The 25,429-nt window shown below is 61.5% G+C and carries 23 protein-coding genes; 17 read left to right on the forward strand and 6 right to left on the reverse strand.

What is annotated here, in order from left to right; genetic code table 11:
• Positions 1–9: 9 nt before the first annotated feature.
• Entirely contained in the window at positions 10–717 is a 708-nt protein-coding gene (locus AB4O05_RS07360) for a PqiC family protein (RefSeq protein ID WP_460131902.1), read from the forward strand.
• A 288-nt stretch (positions 718–1,005) separates the two neighbouring features.
• On the opposite strand, the gene AB4O05_RS07365 is transcribed toward AB4O05_RS07360, so the two are convergent.
• Positions 1,006–2,535 carry an AhpA/YtjB family protein gene (locus AB4O05_RS07365; RefSeq protein WP_460131899.1) on the reverse strand — a complete coding sequence of 510 codons (1,530 nt, stop codon included), beginning with the start codon at positions 2,533–2,535 and terminating at the stop codon, positions 1,006–1,008.
• 133 nt (positions 2,536–2,668) lie between these two features.
• Here AB4O05_RS07365 and serB point away from each other — a divergent pair, with 133 nt between their 5' ends.
• On the forward strand, positions 2,669–3,883 hold the full coding sequence (gene serB / locus AB4O05_RS07370; protein ID WP_460131897.1) for a phosphoserine phosphatase SerB: 1,215 nt from the start codon (positions 2,669–2,671) through the stop codon (positions 3,881–3,883).
• Positions 3,884–3,970: 87 nt separating this feature from the next.
• On the opposite strand, the gene asd is transcribed toward serB, so the two are convergent.
• The 3 genes from asd to AB4O05_RS07385 are packed head-to-tail and all read right to left on the reverse strand — an operon-like array spanning position 3,971 to position 7,255.
• A complete protein-coding gene (asd, locus tag AB4O05_RS07375; protein WP_102623807.1) occupies positions 3,971–4,831 on the reverse strand; it encodes an archaetidylserine decarboxylase in 861 nt (286 codons plus the stop codon).
• Between the two features lie 15 nt (positions 4,832–4,846).
• Positions 4,847–5,662, reverse strand: a complete 816-nt coding sequence (locus tag AB4O05_RS07380) for a rhodanese-like domain-containing protein (RefSeq protein ID WP_460131895.1) — start codon at positions 5,660–5,662, stop codon at positions 4,847–4,849.
• Between the two features lie 57 nt (positions 5,663–5,719).
• Positions 5,720–7,255, reverse strand: a complete 1,536-nt coding sequence (locus AB4O05_RS07385; protein ID WP_460131894.1) for an HDOD domain-containing protein — start codon at positions 7,253–7,255, stop codon at positions 5,720–5,722.
• Between the two features lie 167 nt (positions 7,256–7,422).
• Between AB4O05_RS07385 and motA the strand changes: the two genes are divergently transcribed.
• Both motA and motB read left to right on the forward strand, forming a co-directional pair.
• The gene (motA, locus tag AB4O05_RS07390; protein ID WP_460131892.1) at positions 7,423–8,274 is read left to right on the forward strand and encodes a flagellar motor stator protein MotA; all 852 of its coding nucleotides are present in this window, start codon (positions 7,423–7,425) and stop codon (positions 8,272–8,274) included.
• A gap of 3 nt (positions 8,275–8,277) precedes the next feature.
• Positions 8,278–9,294, forward strand: a complete 1,017-nt coding sequence (motB, locus tag AB4O05_RS07395) for a flagellar motor protein MotB (protein ID WP_460131891.1) — start codon at positions 8,278–8,280, stop codon at positions 9,292–9,294.
• A gap of 167 nt (positions 9,295–9,461) precedes the next feature.
• Here the strand turns inward: motB and rsgA are convergent, their stop codons facing one another.
• Positions 9,462–10,493 (reverse strand): small ribosomal subunit biogenesis GTPase RsgA, encoded by a 1,032-nt coding sequence (rsgA, locus tag AB4O05_RS07400; protein WP_460131890.1) that lies wholly within the window; start codon positions 10,491–10,493, stop codon positions 9,462–9,464.
• Positions 10,494–10,601: 108 nt separating this feature from the next.
• On the opposite strand from rsgA, the gene orn reads away from it, so the two are divergent.
• Both orn and AB4O05_RS07410 read left to right on the forward strand, forming a co-directional pair.
• Positions 10,602–11,144 (forward strand): oligoribonuclease, encoded by a 543-nt coding sequence (gene orn / locus AB4O05_RS07405; protein WP_460131889.1) that lies wholly within the window; start codon positions 10,602–10,604, stop codon positions 11,142–11,144.
• Between the two features lie 192 nt (positions 11,145–11,336).
• The gene (locus tag AB4O05_RS07410; RefSeq protein ID WP_175404229.1) at positions 11,337–11,954 is read left to right on the forward strand and encodes a trimeric intracellular cation channel family protein; all 618 of its coding nucleotides are present in this window, start codon (positions 11,337–11,339) and stop codon (positions 11,952–11,954) included.
• Here the strand turns inward: AB4O05_RS07410 and queG are convergent.
• Positions 11,951–13,015: a tRNA epoxyqueuosine(34) reductase QueG gene (gene queG / locus AB4O05_RS07415; protein WP_460131888.1), complete on the reverse strand. Its 1,065-nt coding sequence runs from the start codon at positions 13,013–13,015 to the stop codon at positions 11,951–11,953. The genes AB4O05_RS07410 and queG overlap by 4 nt on opposite strands.
• 63 nt (positions 13,016–13,078) lie before the next feature.
• Here queG and AB4O05_RS07420 point away from each other — a divergent pair, with 63 nt between their 5' ends.
• From AB4O05_RS07420 to AB4O05_RS07470, 11 genes are all read left to right on the forward strand, one after another.
• Positions 13,079–13,939 (forward strand): NAD(P)H-hydrate dehydratase, encoded by an 861-nt coding sequence (locus tag AB4O05_RS07420; protein ID WP_460131887.1) that lies wholly within the window; start codon positions 13,079–13,081, stop codon positions 13,937–13,939.
• Entirely contained in the window at positions 13,927–14,397 is a 471-nt protein-coding gene (gene tsaE, locus AB4O05_RS07425; protein WP_460131885.1) for a tRNA (adenosine(37)-N6)-threonylcarbamoyltransferase complex ATPase subunit type 1 TsaE, read from the forward strand. Before AB4O05_RS07420 ends, tsaE begins: the two co-directional genes overlap by 13 nt.
• Positions 14,398–14,412: 15 nt before the next feature.
• Entirely contained in the window at positions 14,413–15,834 is a 1,422-nt protein-coding gene (locus AB4O05_RS07430; RefSeq protein WP_460131883.1) for an N-acetylmuramoyl-L-alanine amidase, read from the forward strand.
• Complete coding sequence (mutL, locus tag AB4O05_RS07435) at positions 15,834–17,747, forward strand: DNA mismatch repair endonuclease MutL (RefSeq protein ID WP_460131882.1); 1,914 nt, start codon at positions 15,834–15,836, stop codon at positions 17,745–17,747. The genes AB4O05_RS07430 and mutL overlap by 1 nt, the downstream gene beginning before the upstream one ends.
• The gene (gene miaA, locus AB4O05_RS07440; protein WP_460131881.1) at positions 17,747–18,718 is read left to right on the forward strand and encodes a tRNA (adenosine(37)-N6)-dimethylallyltransferase MiaA; all 972 of its coding nucleotides are present in this window, start codon (positions 17,747–17,749) and stop codon (positions 18,716–18,718) included. Before mutL ends, miaA begins: the two co-directional genes overlap by 1 nt.
• Before the next feature lie 94 nt (positions 18,719–18,812).
• Positions 18,813–19,073 (forward strand): RNA chaperone Hfq, encoded by a 261-nt coding sequence (gene hfq / locus AB4O05_RS07445; RefSeq protein ID WP_034095604.1) that lies wholly within the window; start codon positions 18,813–18,815, stop codon positions 19,071–19,073.
• A gap of 12 nt (positions 19,074–19,085) precedes the next feature.
• Positions 19,086–20,387 (forward strand): ribosome rescue GTPase HflX, encoded by a 1,302-nt coding sequence (gene hflX, locus AB4O05_RS07450; RefSeq protein WP_027604899.1) that lies wholly within the window; start codon positions 19,086–19,088, stop codon positions 20,385–20,387.
• Between the two features lie 96 nt (positions 20,388–20,483).
• Entirely contained in the window at positions 20,484–21,659 is a 1,176-nt protein-coding gene (gene hflK, locus AB4O05_RS07455) for an FtsH protease activity modulator HflK (RefSeq protein ID WP_460131879.1), read from the forward strand.
• Positions 21,659–22,525, forward strand: a complete 867-nt coding sequence (gene hflC, locus AB4O05_RS07460; protein ID WP_010213607.1) for a protease modulator HflC — start codon at positions 21,659–21,661, stop codon at positions 22,523–22,525. Before hflK ends, hflC begins: the two co-directional genes overlap by 1 nt.
• Positions 22,526–22,818: 293 nt before the next feature.
• The gene (locus AB4O05_RS07465; protein WP_460131877.1) at positions 22,819–24,006 is read left to right on the forward strand and encodes an ATP phosphoribosyltransferase regulatory subunit; all 1,188 of its coding nucleotides are present in this window, start codon (positions 22,819–22,821) and stop codon (positions 24,004–24,006) included.
• A 54-nt stretch (positions 24,007–24,060) separates the two neighbouring features.
• On the forward strand, positions 24,061–25,350 hold the full coding sequence (locus AB4O05_RS07470; RefSeq protein ID WP_460131876.1) for an adenylosuccinate synthase: 1,290 nt from the start codon (positions 24,061–24,063) through the stop codon (positions 25,348–25,350).
• Positions 25,351–25,429: the final 79 nt, after the last annotated feature.

Genomic DNA, 25,429 nt, shown 5'->3' on the forward strand with positions numbered 1-25,429 from the left:
GATGGGATGATGACTGCTCCACGCCTTCCTTTTATTTTCATGCTCGCCGGCCTTTTGGGGCTGGCGGGTTGCAGCACACACCAGCCGGTGTCGCTGTACCAACTGGACAGCGGAAGTCCGGCTCAGCCGGCACAAACTGCTGGCATGGCCGTACTGTTGGGTCCGGTGGTGGTCGCGGACTACCTGCAACGTGAAACCCTGCTGCAACGTCAGAACGACGGAAGCCTGCAAGGTTCCGTTGATGGTCGTTGGGCGGGCAGTTTGTCTTCCGATATCAATCAACTGATGCTGCGCCAGGTGGCGGGCCAGTTGGACAGCCAGCGTGTGGTGCTCGCGCCTGCGCCAACCGGCTTTACCCCGGATGTACAGGTGTTGCTGACCATTACCCGGCTCGATTCCGGCAAGTCGCAACCGGCGATCCTCGATGCGCAATGGCGCTTGATCGACCGCCGTGGCCAGGTGCGCGATAACCGCATCGTGCACCTGCAGGAAGAACACACGGGCACCACCGCGTCTCAGGTCCAGGCCCAGGGCGTGTTGTTGCAGCACTTGGCGCAGCAATTGTCGGTGGCCCTCAAGCCATTGGCCAACCAGCCGCCGATCGCCGAGGCGCCGCGCAAGCAAGCCCCGGCGCAGGCCAAGCCTGTAGAGCCGCAGAAGCCAAAAATGCCGATGGCTACGCCGATCCGTACGGATATGGAAGTGTTCAGGTTCTGATCAGCACCTTTTGTAGGAGCGAGCTTGCTCGCGAAAAACGCAGAAACAACGCGTTTACCAGCCAACCCGCGTAATCGGTGCAATGCCGTTCAGTTAAGCGAAAGTGATTCACTGTAGGAGCGAGGGGACGCCTAGTTCTTGCTCGTGAAAAACCCGAGGACGCCGCGGGGGATCAGGTTTACCGCGTTATCGTTGACGTTCTTCGCGAGCAAGCTCGCTCCTACAGGCAGTCAATAAAAAGCCCGCCGATGAGTAATCATCGGCGGGCTTTTTATTGGGGCACTATGCTCAGCCCTTTGCGCGGGTCTCATGCATCCGCGCCAATTGCCGCTCCAGCATCGAGGGATACGGCTCCATCAACCGCTCCACACAGCTGGAGCCTTCAGGGCTGGCAATCGGGCGGATGCGCGCGCGTTGGCGGATCAGCGGGTCTTCACTGATCTTGCGTTCCACCAGCAGCAGGTTGCGGCTGTGTTGGGACAAGGCCAGGGCGTCCTGGGCGATTTCGGTGAGCAGCAGGTCGATCTGGCTCATGCCGAACAGGTCATCACCCACGGTTAAGCCAAGTTGCAGCTGCAGGGTGATGCCACTGTCGGCTACTTCAATCTGCAACTCATGGCCCAGGGCGCGCAGCAGCTCGCCGCAGCAGATGGCGTTAGTCAGGTAGTCCTCACCGCTGTCTTCGCTGTGGAACAGCATCAGCGTGCTGCCGTCGTTCAGGGTGTGCAGTTCGCTCTGGTACAGCGAGGCGGCCTGGTCGAGGCAGTCGCGATAGCGTTCGAGCAATTCCGTCAGACGTGCGCGGGGCAGGCGGCGCAGTTGGTCCTGGGCGCCCAGTTGCACGGCCAGGACCGCGCTGTACTGCGGCTCGGTGCTGCGTGTCGGTGCCGGCTTGGGCATCGCGGCCGTGCCGTCGTTTGAGGTGTCGCGCAGGTCGGCGAAGGGGTCTTCGTCGTCCAGTTCGTCTTCTTCGGCCTTGAGCACGTGGCGTGGTGCAGGTTTCGGGCGGGTGGCCGGGGTGCTTTCGTCAAAGCAGGGGTCGCGCAGGTCACGCACCTCGAACTCGGGCTCGTCGTCGTAATCGCTGTCGTCTAACTCCGGCTCAGGCTCAACCTTGGGTGCAGGCTCCGGGGCGAAGCTGGCGTGCAGTTGGCGGGCGAGGTCGCCGATTTCATCCTGGCGGTCTGTGGCCGGGGTGTGTTCGTCGATGTCCCGCAGCCAGATGCGCAGTTGCATCAACGGCGTGGAGATATGCCGACCCAGGCGCAGGCTCAAGGCCAGGGCAAGGGCCAGCAGGATCGCGCTGAGGATGCCCATGCTTTGCAGGCTGATGGTCATCGGTTGCTGGAACTGTTGCATGTCCAGGCTGATGCGCAGTTGGCCGGCCTTTACATCCTGAAAGGTAATGTTGCTCTGGTACAGGCCTTCGGCTTCACCCAACAGGCCGTTTTTCGGGCGCTGCCCGGCTTCGGCCATGATCCGGTTGTCCACGCTGTAGATGGCGGCGTGGGCCACCAGCGGGTTCTTGGTCAGGTTGTTGAGCAGCACGTTGAGGCTGAGGATGTCGTTGGACACCAGCAGCTCGGTCGCCGAGGTGGCGGTCTGGGTGGTCAGGCTCTCCCCGAGGGCGTCGGCCTGTTCGTGCATGGCCTGTTTGAACTGCAAACCCATCACACAGGCGTAGATCACCAGGGCCAGGGCGACCAGGATGACGTTATGGCTGGCGATGCGTAATGCGATCGGTACACGGCGGTGGCGCAGTGCCCGGAAGATCAGCAGGAAGAAGTTATCGGTTTTTACTGGCGTGGGCCGGTTCACTTGCGCTCGGCTCTTGGTCCGTGAAGTTGACGCGCAGTATAGCGACAGCCCCAGGACCGGCAAAGCGCTGGCTGTGCCCGATGGTCGTTGAAAGTGGGTAGAATGCGGTTTTTTTCCAGCCTGGGGGTGCGCCTTGCGCGAAATTGTCCTGATTAACATCACCGGGGAAGACCGCCCAGGTCTTACCGCCGCCATTACCGGTGTTCTGGCCCAGGGTGGTGTGAACATTCTCGACATCGGCCAGGCGGTGATCCACGACACCTTGTCGTTCGGCATCCTGGTGGAAATCCCGAGCACCGAGCAGGCGTCGTCGGTGCTCAAGGACATCCTCTTTACCGCGTACAAGCTCGATCAACAGGTGCGTTTCACCCCGGTGTCCGAAGAGGATTACCAGCATTGGGTGGCCGGCCAGGGCAAGAAGCGCCATATCGTCACCCTGCTGACGCGCAAGGTCACCGCCGAGCAATTGCAGCGCGTCAGCTCCATCACCGCGCAGTACGGTTTGAATATCGACCATATTGACCGCCTGTCGGGACGCATGCCGCTGGACACCCCGGCTGACCAGGGCAAGGGCTGCATCGAGTTTTCCGTGCGTGGCGAGCCGGCCGACCCGCAAGCCCTGCGCGCCGACTTCCTCAGCGTGGCCCAGGAGCTGAATGTCGATATTGCCTTCCAGGAAGATTCACTGTTCCGGCGCAATCGGCGCCTGGCGGTGTTCGATATGGACTCAACGCTGATTGAAGCCGAAGTCATCGACGAACTGGCCAAGGCCGCCGGCGTGGGCGAACAGGTTTCGGCCATTACCGAGCGTGCCATGGCCGGCGAACTGGATTTCCGCGCCAGCTTCAAGGAGCGCCTGGCGCTGCTCAAGGGCCTGGATGTGAGCGTGCTGGACGCCATCGGCGCGTCCCTGCGCCTGACCGAAGGCGCCGAAACCCTGTTCGCCGAACTCAAGCGCCTGGGTTACAAAACCGCCATCCTGTCGGGCGGCTTCACTTACTTCGCCAAACAATTGCAGGCCAAGCTGGGTATCGACTATGTGTTCGCCAACGAGCTGGAAGTGGTGGATGGCAAGGTCACCGGCGTGGCGGTGGAGCCGATCGTCGATGCACAGCGCAAGGCGGACCTGCTGAAGGAATTGGCGCATAAGGAAGGCTTGCGTCTGGAGCAGACCATTGCGGTCGGCGACGGCGCCAATGACTTGCCGATGCTGGCAATTGCCGGGTTGGGTGTGGCGTTCCGCGCCAAGCCGTTGGTCAAGCAATCGGCCAAGCAGGCGATTTCGACCCTGGGGTTGGATGGCGTGTTGTATCTGTTGGGCTTTCGCGATCGCGACGGTCAGCTGTAACCCCGACCCTGTAGAAGCCGGCTTGCCGGCGATGGCGATCCTGATGGCGTCATCGCCGGCAAGCCGGCTGCTACAGTGGGATGTACGTCAGGCTTTCGGCAGTGCGATACCCTGGCCCATCTGCACTGGCGAACCCGCCACCAGCTCTTCGGCCCACTTCACTTGATCCGGCCCGAACAGCACTATCGCGGTCGAACCCAGCTTGAAACGACCCAATTCCGCACCTTTCTCCAGGTGAATCGGCGCACGCGCGGCTTCGTCGTAGCGGAAGGTTTTCAGCTCGCGCTTGGGCGGCGTCACCAAACCCGCCCATACGGTTTCAATCGAGGCCACGATCATCGCGCCCACCAGCACTACGGCCATGGGGCCGCGTTCGGTGTCGAACAGGCAGACAACACGCTCGTTACGCGCAAACAGTTCCGGCACGTTTTCAGCGGTGGTCTGGTTCACCGAGAAAATCCGGCCTGGCACATAGACCATCTCGCGCAAGGTACCGGCCAGTGGCATATGCACGCGGTGGTAATCCTTCGGCGACAGGTAGATGGTGGCGAAATCGCCGCCCATGAACGGTGCGGCCACGGCTGCATCGCCACCGAGCAATTCCAGCACGCTGAAGCTGTGGCCCTTGGCCTGGAACACGCGACCATGTTCGATCGGGCCCAACTGGCTGACCGCGCCATCGGCGGGGCTCAGCACGGCGCCTGGGGTTGGGTCCAGCGGGCGGGCGCCGTCTTTGAGGGCGCGGGTGAAGAAGGCGTTGAAGTGCTCGTAGGCGGTTACGTCTTCGACCAGGGCCTGGGACATGTCCACTTGATAGCGCTTGGCAAACCAGGTGGTGAACGCGTTCTTGAACCAGCGCACGCGGCACTCGGCAATGCAGCCGGCCAGGCGCGACAGCAAGTGGTGCGGCAGCAAGTACTGGCTGAGGATAAACAACTGCTTTTTCATAACTGTCCTTAAACCTTAAATCTCAACGGGGGTGTCGGGGTGGTTGCCCCATTCGCCCCAGGAACCGGCATAACCTTTGACTCGCGGATAACCGAGCGCCTTGGCCACCAGGTAGGTGAAGCCAGAGCGGTGGTGAGTCTGGCAGTGGGTGATGATTTCTTTATCGCGGGTCAGCCCGAGGTCTTCGAGGATCTGCGGCATGTCACGGCGGATGCGCAGGTTGCGCGCCTTGTCCATGCCGGCCGTCCATTCGAAGTTCACCGCGCCGGGGATGTGGCCACCTTTGGCTGCGAGCAGTTTTTCGCCGGAATATTCCAGCGGACCGCGCGCATCCCAGATGCCCAGGTCGGCGGCGCCGAGACGGCTTTGCAGGTATTCGCGGCTGGCGGTGGGGCCATCGTGCAGGGTGAGGCTGACCGGGCCGCCGATGGGGGGCGTTGCCTCGGTGGAAAGGGGATGCCCGTCCGCCAGCCACGCCAGCAGGCCGCCGTCGAGGTAGTGGTATTTCTGGTGGCCGATCACGTCGAGCAACCAGATGAAGCGCCCGGCCCAGCCACCACCTTCGTCGTCGTACACCACGTAGGTGGCCTGTGGGGTGTGACCCAGTTCGCCGAACAGTTTTTCCAGGTCCGCCTTGTGAGGCAACAGACCGGGGGCTGGCGCCTGACCCAATTGGGTGCGTTTGGGGTCAACGAAATGCGCGCCGGGGATATGCCCTTCGGCGTAGCGGGCGGCACTGGTGAGGTCCACCAGAATCAGGTGTTCGGCATCAAGGCGACCAAGCAGGTCACTGGATTCGATCACCAGCGGCAAGCCAGAGAAGTCAGGCATGTGAGGTCTCCTGGGCACAAATGTTGGCGATAAAGGACCGCGATTGTAGCGCAAGCATCAGGCGCTGCGGTTGGTAAAGCTGTGCAGCGCTTTCTCGATGCACTGGGCGGTTTTGCCGAAGGCCTGCACGGTGGTTTCCGAGAACGGCCCACCGCCCTGGTCGGCGATCATCACCATCACCACGCGCCCGTTGCAGCTCATCGAGCGCAGCAACAGGTGTTCACCGGTGAACAGGCGGCGCAGGATCGGCGGCAACAGCGCCGAGAACTGCGTGTGGTTGTCCGGTGTAAGGCGCACCTGGGCGGACTTTTCCAACAGGCGCTGCAACAGCGTGCTGTTGACCACATCCAGGCTCAGGTTGGCGACGTCCTTCGGCAGGCCATCCGCCTGGTGAACACGTAAGGTACTCAGGGCGCGATCGGCCATGAACAACACGACCCGTTGCATGCCGCTGGCCACCAGGGCTTCCTTGGCGCAGTTGGTCAGATGCATGGCGTTGGCAAAGCGGCTCGGCTCCAGCAGCAGTTCGCTGCAGCGCTGGCGCCAGACGGCGAGGGCTTCGGCGGTGGGCGGCGGTGCTGGCAACAGGCCGCGATGGATTTTCTGCACATGCCACGGCCAGATCAGCGACAGCGCCGGGTGCCAGAGGTCCGGCATCAGCGTGCTGCGTGCGCTGATGACGGCTTGCTGGTGCGCCTGTTGCTGCACCTCGGCCAAGGGCTGTTGCAGATACAGCGCGGTGAGGCGCTGCCAGCGCTGGGTGTGTGGGCAGGTCCAGGACTCCTGGGCCGACATCGCCAGGCCGTTGGCCAGCAGCACGGTGTTGGCGGGCTGGTTCAACCAGCGTCGCAGGTTCGGCTCGGCATCGAGCAATTGCTGCTGACGCAGTGGGTCGTCTTCGCGGGCGATATGCAGCGCCTTGACCAGCAAGCGTTGTTCGCCCAGCAACAGGTTATAGCCCTGGGAGACCCAGATCGGCAGGTGCCAGGCTTGCGTCAGGCCAAGGCACAAGTCCAACAGGCGCACGCCGAACAAGGCCAGCTCGACCTTGCGCGCCGACTCGCCTTTGTGGATCACCCGCAGCTCCCATTCTTCCAGGAGCTTGGGGTAGGCAACGGCCATCGGCCATAGCGGCGACAGGAACAACAGGCTGCCCCAGTGAATGTCTTGCCACAGCCGCGCCAGGCGTGTGCCGAACAAACCGCTGGCTTGTTGCGAAGCGTGCTGGCTGACCAGCAACAGTTGACGCAGCGCCACGGGAATTTCATGGGCCGGCACCGAGGGCAGGCGCGCCAGCAGTTCTTCGGCACGCTTGAGGCCCAGGCGGTTGAGTGCCACTTCGAGATTTTCCGCCGGTTCGGTCAGGCTGCCATGGGTGTGGCTGTTGGCCTCGCGTATCACACTGAGCACGAGAGCCGGGCTGTTTTGCATCAGCTCGGCAATATCTCGCAACGAACTGCGACTGTCGCGGATGGCCTTGCACACAAGGTCGTGGCTGGCCTGCGGAACGGGCAGCCGCACATCGTCAAGGCGCTTGATCCAAGCGGTGAGAGAAGCAGGTTTTGCAGTTGGGACTGTCGTTTCATTAGCCATGATTGGGGCGCGATCATCATTTGCGGTCAACACGCCCGGAGCGGGCCGAACTGGCTTTTCGCCTTAACGGGCTATAGTCTGGCGCAGTTTTGCCGATAAGTAGAACAAGAGTTTTCCTGTTCCCCCAAATTTGTCCATAAACCCGACGGCGCAAGTACTCATCTCCTATGGCTAAAATTATCGGCATTATTGTCGTCTTCGCGAGCGTGCTCGGCGGGTACGTCCTGTCCCACGGTAAAATTGCGGCACTGATCCAGCCTTTCGAGGTGATGATTATTGGTGGCGCGGCATTCGGCGCCTTCCTGCAGGCGAACCCCGGCTACATGACCATGCACGTGGTCAAGAAGTCGCTGGGGATGTTTGGTTCGCGTTTCACCCACACCTTCTACCTGGAGGTGCTGGGCCTGGTGTACGAGATCCTCAACAAGAGCCGCCGCGAAGGCATGATGGCCATTGAGGCCGACATCGAGGACGCCGCGGCCAGCCCGATTTTCGCCAAGTACCCGGCCGTGCTCAAAGACGAGCGCATGACCGCCTATATCTGCGACTACCTGCGCATCATGTCCTCCGGCAACATGGCGCCCCATGAGCTCGAAGGCCTGTTCGACATGGAACTGTTCAGCCTCAAGGAAGAGCTGGAGCACCCCTCCCACGCCGTGACCGGTATTGCCGATGGCATGCCCGGCTTCGGTATCGTCGCGGCGGTACTCGGTATCGTGGTGACCATGGCCTCGCTCGGCGAGGGTGACCAGGCGGCCATCGGCATGCACGTGGGTGCGGCACTGGTGGGTACCTTCTTCGGTATTCTTGCGGCATACGGCTTTTTCGGCCCGCTGGCGACCTCCCTGGCCCACGACGCCAAGGAAGAAGTCAACCTGTATGAGTCGATCAAGGCCAGCCTGGTGGCGTCCGCTTCCGGCATGCCGCCCTCGTTGGCGGTGGAGTTTGGCCGCAAGGTCCTGTACCCGAAGCATCGCCCAAGCTTCGCCGAGCTGGAACAAGCGGTTCGCGGTCGCTAAGCCATGGAAAACAACCAGCCGATAATCATCAAGCGCGTCAAGCGCTTCGCAGCGGGGCACCATGGTGGCGCCTGGAAAATCGCCTTTGCCGACTTTGCGACGGCGATGATGGCGTTCTTCCTGGTGCTGTGGCTGATGTCCACCGCCACGCCCGAGCAGAAGATCGCCATCGCCGGTTACTTCAAAGACCCGATTGGTTTCTCGGAAAGTGGCACGCCGTTCGTGATCGACCTGGGCGGCTCACCGCAATTGGCGCCTGAGCGCACCATCAACCCGGAAGTCAAAACCGAAGCGCCCCAGGAAAAAATCCCGATCGAGCGCGATACCGTCGAGGCCATGGCCGAGCAGGTCGAGCAGGAGCGCCTGGAACTGTTGCTGCAGGAGTTGCAGAACAAGGTCGAGGAAAACCCGCAACTGCTGAAGTTCAAGGATCAGATTTCGTTCGAGATCACGCCGGACGGCTTGCGCATCCAGATCACCGACGCCGCCAACCGACCGATGTTCGACTCCGGCAGTGCGCGTCTGAAACCGTACTTTGAAGACATCCTGCTGGCCATGGCCGACACCATCAAGGCGGTGCCGAACAAGATCAGCATCAGTGGCCACACCGATGCCAAGCCGTATGCGGGGCAAGGTGACTTCGGCAACTGGGAGCTCTCGGCCAACCGCGCCAACGCCGCACGCCGCACGTTGGTGGCCGGCAGCTATCCGGACGCGCAAGTGGCGCGGGTGGTGGGGTTTGCTTCATCGCAGTTGTTTGACGCGAAGGATCCGTTCAACCCGATCAACCGCCGCATCGACATCGTGGTGCTGACCAAGAAAGCCCAGCGTGCGATTGAAGGTGACCAGCCGCCACCGCAACCGACCCCAGGCGCGGGCGCGCCAGGTGAAGTGCCGGCTGATCCGAACGCTATTCCGCCAGGGCAGGAGCCGTTGCCGGCGCATGAGCTACGGCAGAAGCTGAACCTGTTCGATGACGGCGGGGTGAAAGATCCGACGGTGCCCAAGACGGGCTCCTAAGCACCAGATACAACGAGGCCGCGATAATCGCGGCCTTGTTGTATCTGGTGTTTCACTGTAGGAGCGAGCTTGCTCGCGAAAAACGTCAACGATAACGCGTGTATTCAGGATGCCCGCGTTGCTCTTGGGGTCTTCGCGAGCAAGCTCGCTCCTACGAGGCTGGCGGCTTAGTAACCGCTCTCGGGCAGGCTCGCAATAATCGACCGATAGCTGTTCATCCGCTGCTGCTGCACACGGCCGTCTTCCAATGCCTTGAGTAACGCACAGCCCGGCTCGCGATCATGCTTGCAGTCGCGGAAGCGGCAGGTGCCAATCAGGTCGTTGAACTCGATGAAGCCGGCTTCCACATCGCTGCGGCTGACGTGGCCCAAACCGAACTCACGGATGCCCGGGGAGTCGATCAGCTCGCCGCCGCCGGGGAAGTGGAACAACCGCGCGGTGGTGGTGGTGTGGGTGCCTTGGCCGGACAGTTCCGACAGCGGGCCGACGCGGGTGTCGACTTCCGGTAGCAAACTGTTGACCAGTGATGACTTGCCCACGCCGGACTGGCCGACAAACACGCTGATGCGCCCGTCCAGCTGTTGTTGCAGCTGTTCCATGCCATTACCGTGATGCGCCGAGACTTCCAGCACCGGGTAGCCCAGGGTGCGGTAGACCGCCAGCAACGCGTTGAGCGCCGGGGCGTTCTGTTCGTCGATCAGGTCGAATTTGTTCAGCAGCAACAGCGGGCGAATGCCGGCATGCTCGGCGGCCACCAGATAACGGTCGATCAGGTTGGCATGGGGCTCAGGCAGTGGGGCGAACACGATCACGATCATGTCGACGTTGGCCGCCACGGGCTTCAACTGGCCCCGGCTGTCGGGGCGGCGCAGTTCGGTGGTGCGCGGCAATTGGGCGACGATGACGCCAATGCCCTGGTTGCCGGCACGCCATACCACTTTGTCACCCGTGACCAGCGCCGGCAGATTGGCGCGCAAGTGACAACGGAATACCTGGCCTGCGAGTTCGCCTTCCAGCGCCTCGACTTCGACCTGCACACCGAAGTGCGCGATCACCAGGCCCGTTTGTTCGGGGCCCAGGTCGCCGCCCTCGAGTGCTTCCACGGCGGAGGATTCACGTTTGGCGGCGCGCGCGGCGCGCTCACCTTGAATCTTTTCGATGCGCCAGTTTTGGCGACGATTGAGCTGGCGTTTGGCCATTGGTGTTCCGTGTCGATAATGCAAAGGTTGGGTAAAACGGTCGCGAGTCTAGCACGCCCCCGCCTGCTAAACTGCGCAGCTACGCCAAGGTGCCAAGAGAATCAAGCCATGCAAAACCCACAGAACCTGATTTGGATCGATCTGGAAATGACCGGTCTGAACCCCGACACCGACGTCATCATCGAGATGGCGACCATTGTCACCGACAGTGACCTCAATACCTTGGCCGAAGGTCCGGTGATCGCCATCCACCACAGCGATGCCGTGCTCGCCACCATGGACGAGTGGAACACTCGCACCCATGGCAACTCCGGCCTGACCCAGCGCGTGCGCGACAGCCGCATCAGCATGGCCGAAGCCGAAGCCCAAACCATTGCCTTCCTGGAGAAGTGGGTGCCCAAGGGCAAGTCGCCGATCTGTGGCAATAGTATTTGCCAGGACCGCCGCTTCCTCTATACCCACATGAAGGGGCTGGAAAGCTACTTCCACTACCGCAACCTGGATGTGTCCACCTTGAAAGAGCTGGCCGCGCGCTGGGCGCCGGAAGTCAAGGACAGCTTCCATAAAGGCAGCACCCACCTGGCGCTGGATGATATCCGTGAGTCGATCGCCGAGTTGCAGCATTACCGCAAGCACTTCATCAAGGCTTGAAGAGGTGGTGGCTGGCCTGGCGCTTTCGCGAGCAAGCCCGCTCCCACATGTTGTACAACATTCGTCATGACAACTCGGGCAAGTGTGGGAGCGGGCTTGCTCGCGAAGGACGCGACTCGGTCTTTCGCCCGGCGCCCCCTTTTGGTGCCATCAGCAAATGATTAGACTGCCGGCCTCTTTGCAAGGATCGCCATCATGTTGCTGATGCTCTACCTCATCGCCATCACCGCCGAAGCCATGACCGGCGCCCTTTCTGCCGGGCGTCGCGGCATGGACTGGTTTGGTGTGGTGCTGATCGCCTGCGTGACGGCGCTGGGTGGCGGTTCGGTACGTGACGTATTGCTGGGGCATTACCCGCTGACCTGGGTCAAGCACCCGGAATACCTGGTGCTGACTTCGGTTGCGGCGCTGGTGACGATCTTTGCCGCGCCGCTGATGCGCCACTTGCGCTCGCTGTTTCTGGCGCTGGACGCCGTCGGCCTGGTGGCCTTTACCCTGATCGGCTGCATGACCGCTCTGGAAATGGGCCACGGCATGCTGGTGGCCTCGGTCAGCGGTGTGATCACCGGCGTTTTCGGCGGCATCCTGCGAGATATCTTCTGCAACGACATCCCATTGATCTTTCGCCGTGAGCTGTACGCCAGCGTGTCGTTCCTTGCCGCCTGGTTTTACCTGCTGTGCCTTTATCTGGAGCTGCCCAGCGAGCAAGCCATTCTGCTGACGCTGTTCAGCGGCTTTCTATTGCGCCTGCTGGCGATCCGGTTTCACTGGGAAATGCCCAAGTTCGTCTACAACGACGACGTGCACTAGCGTGCCGCATGCTGGCCAAGCGCCCATTCGACATGTTCGCGCACCAGCTCCGAAGGGTAGTCCCGGCGCGCCTTCAAGGCTTCCAGTACGGGAATGCTCGACGGCGCATTGCCCAGGCCCACCGCCAGGTTGCGCAACCAGCGCTCGTAACCAGCACGGCGCAAGGGTGAGCCTTCGGTGTTGCTGAGAAACTTATCCTCGTCCCACATGAACAGTTCGGCCAGTTCTGCGTTATCCAGGTTATGCCGTGGCTTGAAATCGCCCTCGGCGGTGGATCGGGCGAAACGATTCCACGGGCAAACGATCTGACAGTCATCGCAGCCGAACACGCGGTTGCCGATCAGCGGGCGCAGGTCTTCCGGGATTGCGCTCTTGAGTTCGATGGTGAGGTAGGAAATGCAGCGTCTGGCGTCCAGCACATAGGGCCCGACGAAGGCATTGGTTGGGCAGATATCCAGGCAGGCGGTGCAGCGGCCACAGTGTTCGGTGCTGTGGGGCTCGTCGACCGGCAGCGGCACATCGACAAACAGTTCGCTCAGGAAGAAATAACTGCCGGCCTTGCGATTGAGCACCAGGGTGTTTTTGCCGATCCAGCCGAGCCCTGCTTTTTCGGCAATGGCTTTTTCCAGTACCGGCGCGCTGTCGACAAAGGCGCGAAAGCCGAACGGCCCGATCTGCGCCTGGATGCGGTCGGCCAGTTGCTGCACGCGCTTGCGGATCAGCTTGTGGTAGTCGCGGCCCAGGGCATAGCGCGAGATATAGGCTTTTTCCGGCTGGGCCAGCAACTGCGCCATTTGCGTGTCGCCAGGCAGGTAGTCCATGCGCAGCGACACCACGCGCAGGGTGCCCGGTACCAGCTCGTCAGGGTGGGAGCGCTTGCTGCCATGGGCGCCCATGTAGTCCATCTCGCCGTGGTAACCCGCGTCGAGCCAGCGTTGCAGGTGCTGTTCATGCTCGGCCAGGTCCAGGCCGCTGATGCCGACTTGTTGGAAGCCCAGCTCGCGGCCCCAGTCTTTGATCGATTGGGCGAGGGCGGGCAGATCGGAGGTAGTAACGGGCATGAGACACGGGAAACCACAGGTTAGATGCGTATAATTCTGCCAGACATCGGAGCTTGAAGACGCATGCCTCAGACAAAACACGAAATAACCGACGTTCAGCCCCTGTTGCCTGGCCATTTGCCGCAACTGGCTGCGCGCGCCCCGGACGCCCATAAAGGCCAGTTCGGCCACTTGTTAGTAATTGGCGGCGACTGCGGCTTTGGTGGCGCGGCGTTGCTCAGTGCCGAAAGCGCCTTGCGCAGTGGCGCGGGCATGGTCTCCCTGGCCACGCGCCCTGAGCATGTGCCCGCCGCGTTGGCTCGCCTGCCGGAAGTCATGACCCTGGGCGTGAGTTCGGCCAACCAGTTGATGGGCTTGCTGGAAAAAATCGCCGTGATCGTCATTGGCCCGGGCCTGGGCGCTGCCGCGTGGGGCAAAAGCCTGCTCTCGGTGGCCGCCAACGCCGGCCAGCCGCAGGTGTGGGATGCCGATGCGCTGAATCAGCTGGCGACAGGCCGCGTCAGCCTGCCGTCCAACAGTGTGATCACGCCCCATCCGGGCGAAGCGGCACGTTTGATGGGGGTGTCTACAGCCGAGGTTCAGGCGGATCGCCTTAAGGTGGCGCGCGCGTTGAGTCAGAAACTCAATGCCGTGGCGATCCTCAAGGGGGCTGGCAGTTTGATTGCCTGCCCGGACGGTCGCGTTTCCCGCTGTGATCAAGGTCATCCGGCGATGGCGACGGCGGGCCTGGGTGATGTATTGGCCGGCCTGGTGGGCGCGTTATTGGCCCAGGGCATGCCCGCTTATGAAGCCAGTTGCCTGGCCGTGTGGCTGCATGCCACTGCGGGTGATCGCCAGGGCACCTTTGGTCGCGGCCTGGCTGCCAGCGATCTGATACCTGCCATTCGTCAATTGTTGGAGGAGCAATCGCCGTGCCTGAAGTAATCCTTTTCCTGGCCGATGAAGAAGCCATGGTTGCGTTGGGGCATCGCATCGCACAAGTCACGGACGGGGCAGGATTGATCTTCCTGGAGGGCGACCTGGGGGCGGGCAAGACCACATTGTCCCGAGGGATTGTCCGTGGGTTGGGGCATCAGGGGGCGGTGAAAAGCCCCACGTTCACTTTGGTTGAGCCCTACGAGATTGGCGACGTGCGCGCCTTTCATTTCGACCTCTATCGCCTGGTCGACCCCGAAGAGCTGGAGTACATGGGCATCCGTGATTACTTCGATGAAGATGCGTTGTGCCTGATCGAGTGGCCAGATAAAGGCACAGGCTTTTTGCCAAAGCCGGACCTGACCATTACCATTACGCCGCATGGACCAGGACGTCAGCTGAAGTTGTTGCCCCAGAGTGCGCGCGGTGAAGCGTGGTGTGCCGCTCTGGCATTGGAATTCAAATAATTGGTGGGGTTAGGTATGCGCTTTCGCGCGTTGGTTGCTGTCGTAGGGGTGTTGCTTGCGGCAATGACTGTCAATGCTCTGGCTGCTTCACAGGTGAAAAGTGTTCGCCTGTGGCGAGCGCCGGATAACACGCGACTGGTGTTCGACCTGTCTGGCCCGGTCCAGCACAGCGTCTTTACCCTTACGGCGCCTGATCGCCTGGTGATCGACATCAACGGTGCGACCCTGGCCTCGCCGCTGAAAGTCTCCACCGCCAACACACCGATTACCGCCATGCGTTCGGCTCAACGTACGCCGACCGACTTGCGCGTGGTCATCGACCTGAAAAAGGTCGTGACGCCGAAAAGCTTCTCCCTGGCGCCCAACGCCCAATACGGCAACCGGTTGGTAGTCGACCTGTACGACAACGCCGCCGACGCCGCACCGCCGCCCGCGCCAACCCCGAGCGTGGCGACCGTTCCGGCCGTGCCGGTCAACCCGTCGCAACCTCAGGTCAAGTTACCACCGCCGCCGCCGGCTCCGGCCGGCAAGCGCGACATTATCGTGGTGATCGACGCCGGCCACGGGGGTGAAGACCCGGGTGCCTCCGGTTCGCGAGGCCAGCATGAAAAAGACGTGGTATTGGCCATCGCCCGTGAGCTGCAGCGTCAGGTCAACGGCATGAAGGGCTACCGCGCCGAGCTGACCCGTACCGGCGACTACTTTATTCCGTTGCGCGGTCGTACCGAAATCGCGCGCAAGAAGGGCGCCGACCTGTTCGTGTCGATCCATGCCGACGCCGCGCCTTCGTCCGCTGCGTTTGGCGCTTCGGTGTTCGCCCTGTCGGATCGCGGCGCCACGTCCGAGACTGCGCGCTGGCTGGCCGACAGTGAAAACCGTTCCGACTTGATCGGCGGGGCCGGCAACGTCTCCCTCGATGACAAGGACAAGATGCTCGCCGGTGTACTGCTGGACCTGTCGATGACTGCCTCGCTGACCTCCAGCTTGAACGTGGGCCAGAAGGTACTGAGCAATATCGGCCGCGTGACGTCGTTGCACAAACAGCGTGTGGAACAGGCCGGGTTCATGGTGCTGAAGTCGCCGGACATCCCATCGATCCTGGTGGAAACCGGGTTCATCTCCAACGCCAATGAAGCCTCGAAGCTGGCCAGTGCCAGCCACCAGCAGGCGTTGGCACGGTCGATCAGTGCCGGGGTGCGCCAGTTCTTCCAGCAGAACCCGCCGCCGGGCACTTACATCGCCTGGCTGCGCGATTCCGGCAAAATCGCCCAAGGCCCGCGTGACCATCGTGTTCAGCCGGGGGACACCCTTGCGATGCTGGCGGTGCGTTTCCAGGTTTCGGCGGCTACCCTGCGCAATGCCAATAACCTGAAGAGCGATGAATTGAAAGTCGGCCAGGTGTTGACCATCCCTGGCACTGAATTGGCGGCACAGTAATGAGCGAGTCAGTATTGAATAGCGGGTCGCGCATCGAACTGCTCAGCCCGCGCCTGGCGAACCAGATTGCGGCGGGAGAAGTCGTCGAGCGCCCGGCCTCGGTGATCAAGGAACTGCTGGAAAACAGCATCGACTCCGGCGCCAAGCGCATCGACGTCGATGTGGAGCAGGGCGGCGTCAAGCTGCTGCGGGTACGTGACGACGGCAGCGGCATCTCCTCCGATGACCTGCCGCTGGCCCTGGCCCGTCACGCCACCAGCAAGATCCGCGACCTGGAAGACCTGGAACGGGTCATGAGCCTGGGCTTTCGCGGTGAAGCCTTGGCCTCGATCAGTTCCGTGGCGCGCCTGACCCTGACTTCGCGCACCCGCGAGGCCGACCAGGCCTGGCAAGTGGAAACCGAGGGTCGCGACATGGCGCCTCGGGTCCAGCCCGCAGCGCACCCGGTGGGCACTTCGGTGGAAGTGCGCGACCTGTTCTTCAACACCCCGGCGCGGCGCAAATTCCTCAAGGCCGAGAAAACCGAATTCGATCACCTGCAGGAAGTCATCAAGCGTCTGGCCCTGGCACGCTTCGACGTGGCCTTTCATCTGCGCCATAACGGCAAGTCTATCCTCAGCCTGCATGAAGCCCATGATGACGTAGCCCGTGCTCGGCGCGTGTCGGCGATCTGCGGTGCAGGCTTCCTGGAGCAGGCGCTGCCGATCGAGATCGAGCGCAATGGCCTGCGGCTTTGGGGATGGGTCGGTCTGCCGACGTTCTCCCGTAGCCAGGCAGACTTGCAATACTTCTTCGTGAACGGCCGCGCGGTACGCGACAAGCTGGTAGCCCATGCGGTGCGCCAGGCGTATCGCGATGTGTTGTTCAATGGGCGGCACCCGACATTCGTATTGTTTTTTGAGGTCGACCCCTCGGTGGTGGACGTCAATGTGCACCCGACCAAGCACGAAGTGCGCTTCCGTGATGGGCGCATGGTGCATGACTTCCTCTATGGCACCTTGCACCGCGCCCTGGGCGATGTGCGCCCGGATGACCAGTTATCGGCACCTATTGTGACCGCCGTGGTGCGTCCAAGCGGTCCCGAGGCCGGTGAGTTCGGCCCTCAGGGCGAAATGAGCCTGGCGGGCAACCTGCTGCAATCACCACAACCGCAGCCTGCGTATACGGCGCCGGGTTCTGGGGCGGGTGCGGGCTATCAATACCAATATACGCCGCGCCCGCAATCGACAGTGCCGGTGGCCGAGGCTCAAGCGGCTTATCGCGAGTTTTTCGCGCCGCTGGCGGGGGGCGAGCCCGTGGCGGTTGCCTTGCCGGAGGGCGGCGGTGATATTCCACCGCTGGGCTATGCCCTGGCGCAGCTCAAGGGTATCTACATCCTCGCGGAAAACGCCCATGGCCTGGTGCTGGTGGACATGCACGCCGCCCACGAGCGGATCATGTACGAACGCCTGAAAATCGCCATGGCCAGCGAAGGCCTCAGCGGCCAGCCACTGCTGGTGCCGGAGTCCCTGGCGGTCAGCCAGCGTGAGGCCGATTGCGCCGAAGAGCACCACGACGTATTCCAGAAACTGGGTTTCGAATTACAGCGCCTGGGCCCGGAAACCCTGGCGATCCGCCAGATTCCCGCGCTGCTCAAGCAGGCCGAGGCAAATCGGCTGGTGGCCGACGTGCTCGCGGACCTGATGGAGTACGGCACCAGCGACCGCATCCAGGCGCGTATCAACGAGTTGCTCGGGACCATGGCCTGTCACGGCGCAATCCGCGCCAATCGGCGTCTGGCCCTGCCAGAAATGAACGGCCTGCTGCGTGACATGGAAAACACCGAGCGCAGCGGCCAATGCAACCATGGCCGACCGACCTGGACCCAGATGGGCCTGGACGACCTGGACAAACTGTTCTTGCGCGGCCGTTGATGAGTGCCTTGCCCCCCGCGATCTTCCTGATGGGCCCCACGGCTGCCGGCAAGACCGACCTGGCCATCGAGCTGACCAAGGTGTTGCCGTGCGAGCTGATCAGTGTCGACTCTGCCCTGGTTTACCGGGGCATGGATATTGGCACCGCCAAGCCTTCAAAAGAACTGCTGGCCCAGCACCCGCACCGCCTGATCGACATTATTGACCCGGCCGAGAGCTACTCCGCGGCGGATTTTCGTAGCGACGCCCTGGCCGCCATGGCGCAGATTACCGCGCGTGGCAACATCCCGCTGCTGGTGGGCGGTACGATGCTCTACTACAAGGCTCTGCAGGAAGGGTTGGCGGATATGCCGCCAGCTGACGCCCAGGTGCGCGCCGAACTCGAAGAACAAGCTGCGCGCCTTGGCTGGCAAGCCCTGCACGACCAGTTGGCAGCGGTAGACCCGGTGTCCGCCGCGCGCATTCACCCCAACGACCCTCAGCGCCTCAGTCGCGCCCTCGAAGTCTGGCGTGTCAGCGGCCAGACCATGACTGAACTGCGGCTGAAACAAACTGCGCAAAGTGCTGACGCAGGCGCATCTGGACAGTCACAATTGCCCTATACTGTGGCGAATCTGGCCATTGCTCCGGCAAATCGCCAGGTGCTGCATGAACGAATTGCACAAAGATTCACAAATATGTTGGAACAGGGGTTTATAGACGAGGTCGTAGCACTGCGTTCCCGAGGTGACCTGCATCCAGGGTTGCCGTCGATACGTGCTGTAGGCTATCGCCAAGTCTGGGATCATCTCGATGGCAAACTGACGTCAGCCGACATGCAGGAGCGCGGCATCATTGCCACGCGCCAATTGGCAAAACGCCAGTTCACCTGGCTGCGCAGCTGGAGCGATTTGCACTGGTTGGACAGCCTGGACAGCGACAATCTGTCACGCGCCTTGAAATACTTGGGAACGGTCTCCATATTGAGCTGAGTCCTTGCAATTGCCGTCTATCCTTGGGGGTGTGACGGCCATAAGCTACCTATTTTCCGATTTTTTATTATTGATCCTTAAAGGAGTGCGGCACATGTCAAAAGGGCATTCGCTACAAGACCCTTACTTGAATACTTTACGTAAAGAGAAAGTGGGGGTTTCCATCTACCTGGTCAACGGTATCAAGCTGCAAGGCACGATCGAGTCGTTCGACCAGTTCGTTATCCTGCTGAAAAACACCGTCAGCCAGATGGTTTACAAACACGCTATCTCGACAGTCGTTCCCGTCCGTCCAATCCGTCTGCCTAGTGCAGCAGGTGACGAACAGGCTGACGCTGAGCCAGGTAACGCCTGATAGGAGTCTCCTTTGTTCTTTGAGCGCCACGGTGGTGGTGAGCGAGTAATCCTCGTTCACTTGGATGGACAGGACCCTGAGGCGCGCGAAGATCCGCAGGAGTTTCAGGAGTTGGCAAATTCGGCCGGCGCCGAGACCGTTGCGTTTTTTAACGTGCCGCGTCATCGGCCAACCGCCAAATTTCTGATTGGCAGCGGCAAGGTCGAGGAGTTGCGCGACCTGGTCCACGCCGAAGAAGCCGATCTGGTGATCTTCAACCACACCCTCACGCCCAGTCAGGAGCGTAACCTCGAACGTGTTTTCGAGTGTCGCGTGATCGACCGTACCGGCCTGATTCTCGATATTTTCGCCCAACGTGCCCGTACCCATGAAGGCAAGCTCCAGGTTGAACTGGCCCAGCTTGATCACATGAGCACCCGCTTGGTTCGCGGCTGGACTCACCTTGAGCGTCAAGGTGGTGGTATCGGCATGCGTGGCCCGGGTGAAACTCAGCTGGAAACCGACCGGCGTCTGCTGCGGGTGCGCCTGCGCCAGATCAAGGGCCGCCTGGAAAAAGTGCGCAGCCAGCGCGAGCAATCGCGACGTGGCCGTTCACGTGCGGATATCCCCACTGTGTCCCTGGTGGGCTATACCAACGCCGGCAAGTCGACGCTGTTCAACAACGTGACGAAATCCGACGTGTATGCGGCCGACCAACTGTTCGCCACCCTCGACCCGACCTTGCGCCGTCTGGATATTGACGACCTGGGGCCGATTGTCCTGGCCGACACCGTGGGTTTCATTCGCCACTTGCCCCACAAGCTGGTTGAGGCATTTCGGTCTACGCTCGAAGAGTCGAGCAACTCCGACCTGCTTTTGCACGTGATCGATGCGGCGGAACCGGATCGCATGTTGCAAATTGAACAGGTGATGGTGGTGCTGGGCGAGATTGGTGCCCAGGACTTGCCGATCCTCGAGGTCTATAACAAACTCGATTTGCTTGAGGGTGTTGAGCCACAAATACAACGCGACGAGAACGGCAAGCCCCAGCGGGTATGGTTGTCGGCGCGTGATGGCAGTGGCTTGGAGCTGCTTGAACAGGCCATTGCCGAATTGCTCGGCAGCGATTTGTTTGTCGGCACCTTGCGCTTGCCTCAGCGTTTTGCTCGACTGCGTGCACAGTTTTTCGAGCTGGGCGCGGTACAGAAAGAAGAACACGACGAAGAAGGTGTCAGCTTGCTGGCCGTTCGATTGCCGCGCTCGGAGCTCAATCGGCTGGTCAGCCGCGAGGGCGTTGTTCCGACAGAGTTCATCGAACAACACACTTTGCAATAAAAGCCTCCGAAAGCGGTTGTGCCGCAATAGCAGGCATTCTGTAGCATTGGTCGGCGCGCCGTGGGCGCGTCTTTGCTTTATCAGATGGAGAGCGCTATGGCTTGGAATGAGCCGGGTGGCAACTCGAATAATCAGGATCCTTGGGGTGGTAAGCGCCGCAATAATGGCGACCGCAAGGGGCCGCCGGATCTCGACGAGGCCTTCCGAAAGCTGCAGGAAAGCCTGAATGGGTTGTTCGGTGGTGGGAAAAAACGTGGTGACGGCGACGGTGGCCGCACAAGCAAGGGGGGCGGCTATGGCCTGCTCGGCCTGGGTCTTGTCGTGCTGGCGGCGGTTTGGCTGTACAGCGCCGTATACGTGGTGGACGAGCAGGAGCAAGCCGTGGTGCTGCGCTTCGGCAAATACTACGAGACGGTCGGCCCGGGCCTGAATATCTACTTCCCGCCGATCGACAAGAAGTACATGGAGAACGTCACGCGTGAGCGTGCCTACACCAAGCAGGGCCAGATGCTGACCGAAGACGAGAACATCGTCGAAGTGCCGCTGACCGTGCAGTACAAGATCAGCAACCTGCAGGACTTCGTGCTGAACGTTGATCAGCCGGAAATCAGCCTGCAGCACGCAACCGAAAGTGCCCTGCGCCACGTGGTGGGTTCCACCGCCATGGACCAGGTGCTGACCGAAGGTCGTGAATTGATGGCCAGCGAAATCAAGGAGCGCCTGCAACGGTTCCTCGATACTTATCGCACCGGTATCACCGTCACCCAGGTGAACGTACAGAGCGCAGCCGCACCGCGTGAAGTGCAGGAAGCCTTCGACGACGTGATCCGCGCCCGTGAAGACGAGCAGCGTTCGCGCAACCAGGCGGAAACCTATGCCAACGGCGTCGTGCCGGAAGCCCGTGGTCAGGCCCAGCGCATCATCGAGGATGCCAACGGTTACCGTGATGAAGTGGTCTCCCGCGCCAAGGGTGAGGCCGATCGCTTTACCAAGCTGGTCGCCGAGTACCGCAAGGCCCCTGAAGTGACCCGCGAGCGTCTGTACCTGGACACCATGCAGGAAGTCTTCAGCAACACCAGCAAGGTCCTCGTGACCGGCAGCAAGGGTGGGCAGAACAACCTGCTGTACCTGCCGTTGGACAAGATGATCGAAGGTGGTCGTAGCGGCACCAGCGCGCCGTCCACCGGTTCGAATGCCGCTGCCAACGAAGCGAGCGCCCGTGCGGCCGCTGACTTGCTGCAACAGCAAACACGTACCAGGGAGAGTCGTTGATGAGCAATAAATCGCTGACCGCCCTGATTGTGGGCGTCGTCGTGGTCATCGCTGCCTGGAACTGCTTCTACATCGTCGCTCAGACCGAGCGCGCGGTGCTGCTGCAATTCGGTCGTGTGGTCCAGGCGGATGTCCAGCCGGGCCTGCATGTGAAAGTCCCCTACGTCAACCAGGTGCGCAAGTTCGACGCGCGCCTGATGACCCTGGATGCACCGACACAGCGCTTCCTGACCCTGGAAAAGAAAGCCGTGATGGTTGATGCCTACGCCAAGTGGCGCGTCAAGGATGCCGAGCGCTTCTACACCGCGACCTCCGGCCTCAAGCAGATTGCCGACGAGCGTTTGTCGCGCCGTCTGGAATCGGGCCTGCGTGACCAGTTTGGTAAACGCACGCTTCACGAGGTGGTGTCCGGTGAGCGTGACGCGCTGATGGCTGACATCACGCGTTCGCTGAACACGATGGCGGAAAAAGAGCTGGGCATCGAGGTTGTCGATGTTCGGGTCAAGGCCATCGACCTGCCGAAGGAAGTGAACCGCAGCGTGTTCGAGCGTATGAGCACCGAGCGTGAACGTGAAGCCCGTGAGCACCGTGCCAAGGGTAACGAACTGGCTGAAGGTATCCGTGCGGATGCCGACCGTCAGCGTCGTGTACTGCTGGCTGAAGCCTATCGCGAGTCTGAAGAGGCCCGTGGTGATGGCGATGCTCAGGCTGCGGCGATCTACGCCAAGGCTTACGGCCAGGACCAGGAGTTCTACGCGTTCTATCGTAGCCTGCGTGCGTACCGTGAAAGCTTCGCGAACAAAACCGACGTCATGGTGCTGGACCCTAGCAGCGACTTCTTCCGCTACCTGGAAAAGTCCAAGTAACCGGCCTGTGATTCTGTAGGGCACACTCCGTCGGGCGGCTAAAACACCTGGCGGGGTGATCCTTTCAGAAAACGGGTGTATGATGCGGCAGCCGGGAAATTCCCGGCTTTTTTGCGTCTGCATGTTTGATTCGGCAGGCGTGACAGGTTTTTCGAGGAAAGTGCCCGACGAGGCCGGTTACAGGCCGTTCGTCACGTCGCTCTTGCGCGTGGTTTATGCAGACGGCGGGTATTTTCTGCTTCACTCAAGGCTCGGCCGAGGGCTGGCCGCCCGGATCATAGGGGAATGGCGTAATGGCAACGGTAGACCGCTGGCTGCTGCCAGATGGCATCGAAGAAGTACTGCCACCGGAAGCTGCGCGCATTGAAGTCGCGCGCCGCCAGGTGTTGGATCTGTTCCAGAGCTGGGGTTACGAGTTTGTCGTGACCCCCCATATCGAGTACCTGGAATCCCTGCTGACCGGCGCGGGCCAGGATCTGGATCTGCGCACCTTCAAGGTCATCGACCCGCAATCGGGCCGGCAAATGGGGTTCCGTGCCGACATTACGCCGCAAGTGGCGCGTATTGATGCGCACACCCTGCGCCGCGAGGGCCCGAGCCGCCTGTGCTACGCCGGCAGCGTGCTGCATGCGCAACCGCGTGCCTTGTCGTCTTCCCGTAGCCCGATCCAGTTGGGCGCCGAGTTGTACGGCGACGCTAGCCCAAGCAGCGACGTTGAAGTGATCAGCTTGATGCTTGCCATGCTGCAACTGGCCGATATACCCGATGTCCATATGGATCTGGGCCATGTCGGTATCTACCGTGGCCTGGCCCGTGCGGCCGGTTTGTCCGGCGAAGTGGAACAGCAACTGTTCGACGCCCTGCAACGCAAGGCGATTGATGAAGTCATTGACCTGACCGCCGGCGTGCCGGAAGACCTGGCCGATATGCTGCGTGCGCTGGTGAGCCTGTGCGGCGGCCGTGAAGTGCTGGTGGCTGCGCGTGAGCGCCTGGCCAACGCGCCGGCGCCGGTACTGGCGGCGCTGGATGATGTGGTCGCGATCGCCGACCAGTTGTCGGCGCGCTTTCCTGGGCTGCCCCTGTATTTTGATCTGGGCGAGCTGCGCGGCTACCACTACCACACCGGTGTGGTGTTTGCGGTGTTTGTGCCGGGTGTGGGCCAAGCCATCGCCCAAGGTGGTCGTTATGACGACATCGGCGCCGACTTCGGTCGTGCGCGTCCGGCCACTGGTTTTTCCACCGATTTGAAAACCCTGGTGACCCTGGGGCGTGCTGAGGTCGAGCTGCCATCTGGTGGCATCTGGATGCCCGACAGTACGGACGCAGCACTCTGGCAGCACGTATGCCAGTTGCGCAGTGAGGGTCAGCGTGTCGTTCAGGCCTTGCCTGGCCAACCATTGGCCGCCGCCCTTGAAGCGGACTGCGACCGGCAATTGATTCTGCAGAATGGGCTTTGGCAAGTATCGCCACTGGCTTCTTGAGTTTTCCTGCCGGCCATCGCCGGTACCAAGTTTGCGCGAATGAGGACAAGTGTTATGGGTAAGAATGTCGTAGTCCTGGGCACCCAATGGGGTGATGAGGGCAAAGGCAAGATCGTTGATCTGCTGACCGAACATGCTGCCGCCGTGGTGCGCTACCAAGGTGGCCACAACGCTGGCCACACGCTGGTCATCGATGGCGAAAAAACCGTCTTGCACCTGATTCCGTCGGGCGTCCTGCGCGAAGGCGTGCAGTGCCTGATCGGCAACGGCGTGGTAGTTGCTCCGGATGCCCTGTTGCGCGAGATCACCAAGCTGGAAGAGAAAGGTGTGCCGGTGCGCGAGCGCCTGCGTATCAGCCCGTCTTGCCCGCTGATCCTGTCTTTCCACGTGGCGCTGGACCAGGCCCGTGAAAAGGCGCGTGGCGAGCTGAAGATCGGCACCACCGGGCGCGGCATCGGCCCGGCCTACGAAGACAAGGTTGCACGTCGTGGCCTGCGTGTGGGCGACCTGCTCAACATGCCACGCTTTGAAGACAAGCTGCGTGAACTGGTGGATTACCACAACTTCATGCTGGTCGGTTACTACAAAGAGCCGGCCATCGAATTCGACAAGACCCTGGCCGAATGTAAGGAATACGCTGAGCTGCTCAAGCCGCTGATGCTGGACGTGACCGCCGAGTTGCACGACCTGCGTCGCGCCGGCAAGGACATCATGTTCGAGGGCGCCCAAGGTTCTTTGCTGGACATCGACCATGGCACCTACCCGTACGTGACCAGCTCCAACACCACCGCTGGCGGTGTGGCGACCGGTTCGGGTGTTGGTCCTATGTTCCTGGACTACATCCTGGGCATCACCAAGGCTTACACCACGCGGGTCGGTTCGGGTCCATTCCCGACTGAGCTGTTCGACGAAGTGGGCGCGCATCTGGCTAAACAGGGTCATGAATTTGGCGCGACTACCGGCCGTGCTCGTCGTTGTGGCTGGTTCGATGCCGTTATCCTGCGTCGCGCTATCGATGTGAATAGCATCTCGGGCATCTGCCTGACCAAGCTGGATGTACTCGACGGCCTGGAAACCATCAACATCTGCATCGGCTACAAAGATGCAGAAGGCAAGAACGTTGCCCCGACTGATGCTGACAGCTACTTGGGTCTGCAGCCGGTATACGAAGAAGTGCAGGGTTGGAGCGAATCGACCGTGGGGGCGAAAACCCTCGAAGAGCTGCCAGCCAACGCTCGTGCCTACATCAAGCGTGTTGAAGAGCTGATCGGCGCGCCGATTGACATTATTTCGACGGGCCCGGACCGCAACGAAACCATCGTTCTGCGTCATCCGTTCGCGTAATAAGCTATTGATGTAAAAAGCAAAGGGCTCCTCAGGGAGCCCTTTGCCGTCTCTGTTTGCCAAACGGCACGGCCCTTGC

Source organism: Pseudomonas sp. S1_G07 (assembly GCF_054668565.1).

Bases quoted from the DNA above. Each gene is read 5' to 3' on its own strand.
- AB4O05_RS07360 (WP_460131902.1), top strand. From the start codon at position 10: ATGACTGCTCCACGCCTTCCTTTTATTTTCATGCTCGCCGGCCTTTTG.
- asd (WP_102623807.1), bottom strand. From the start codon at position 4,831: ATGAAAAAGCAGTTGTTTATCCTCAGCCAGTACTTGCTGCCGCACCAC.
- AB4O05_RS07380 (WP_460131895.1), bottom strand. From the start codon at position 5,662: ATGCCTGACTTCTCTGGCTTGCCGCTGGTGATCGAATCCAGTGACCTG.
- AB4O05_RS07385 (WP_460131894.1), bottom strand. From the start codon at position 7,255: ATGGCTAATGAAACGACAGTCCCAACTGCAAAACCTGCTTCTCTCACC.
- motA (WP_460131892.1), top strand. From the start codon at position 7,423: ATGGCTAAAATTATCGGCATTATTGTCGTCTTCGCGAGCGTGCTCGGC.
- motB (WP_460131891.1), top strand. From the start codon at position 8,278: ATGGAAAACAACCAGCCGATAATCATCAAGCGCGTCAAGCGCTTCGCA.
- rsgA (WP_460131890.1), bottom strand. From the start codon at position 10,493: ATGGCCAAACGCCAGCTCAATCGTCGCCAAAACTGGCGCATCGAAAAG.
- orn (WP_460131889.1), top strand. From the start codon at position 10,602: ATGCAAAACCCACAGAACCTGATTTGGATCGATCTGGAAATGACCGGT.
- queG (WP_460131888.1), bottom strand. From the start codon at position 13,015: ATGCCCGTTACTACCTCCGATCTGCCCGCCCTCGCCCAATCGATCAAA.
- AB4O05_RS07420 (WP_460131887.1), top strand. From the start codon at position 13,079: ATGCCTCAGACAAAACACGAAATAACCGACGTTCAGCCCCTGTTGCCT.
- AB4O05_RS07430 (WP_460131883.1), top strand. From the start codon at position 14,413: ATGCGCTTTCGCGCGTTGGTTGCTGTCGTAGGGGTGTTGCTTGCGGCA.
- mutL (WP_460131882.1), top strand. From the start codon at position 15,834: ATGAGCGAGTCAGTATTGAATAGCGGGTCGCGCATCGAACTGCTCAGC.
- miaA (WP_460131881.1), top strand. From the start codon at position 17,747: ATGAGTGCCTTGCCCCCCGCGATCTTCCTGATGGGCCCCACGGCTGCC.
- hfq (WP_034095604.1), top strand. From the start codon at position 18,813: ATGTCAAAAGGGCATTCGCTACAAGACCCTTACTTGAATACTTTACGT.
- hflK (WP_460131879.1), top strand. From the start codon at position 20,484: ATGGCTTGGAATGAGCCGGGTGGCAACTCGAATAATCAGGATCCTTGG.
- hflC (WP_010213607.1), top strand. From the start codon at position 21,659: ATGAGCAATAAATCGCTGACCGCCCTGATTGTGGGCGTCGTCGTGGTC.
- AB4O05_RS07465 (WP_460131877.1), top strand. From the start codon at position 22,819: ATGGCAACGGTAGACCGCTGGCTGCTGCCAGATGGCATCGAAGAAGTA.
- AB4O05_RS07470 (WP_460131876.1), top strand. From the start codon at position 24,061: ATGGGTAAGAATGTCGTAGTCCTGGGCACCCAATGGGGTGATGAGGGC.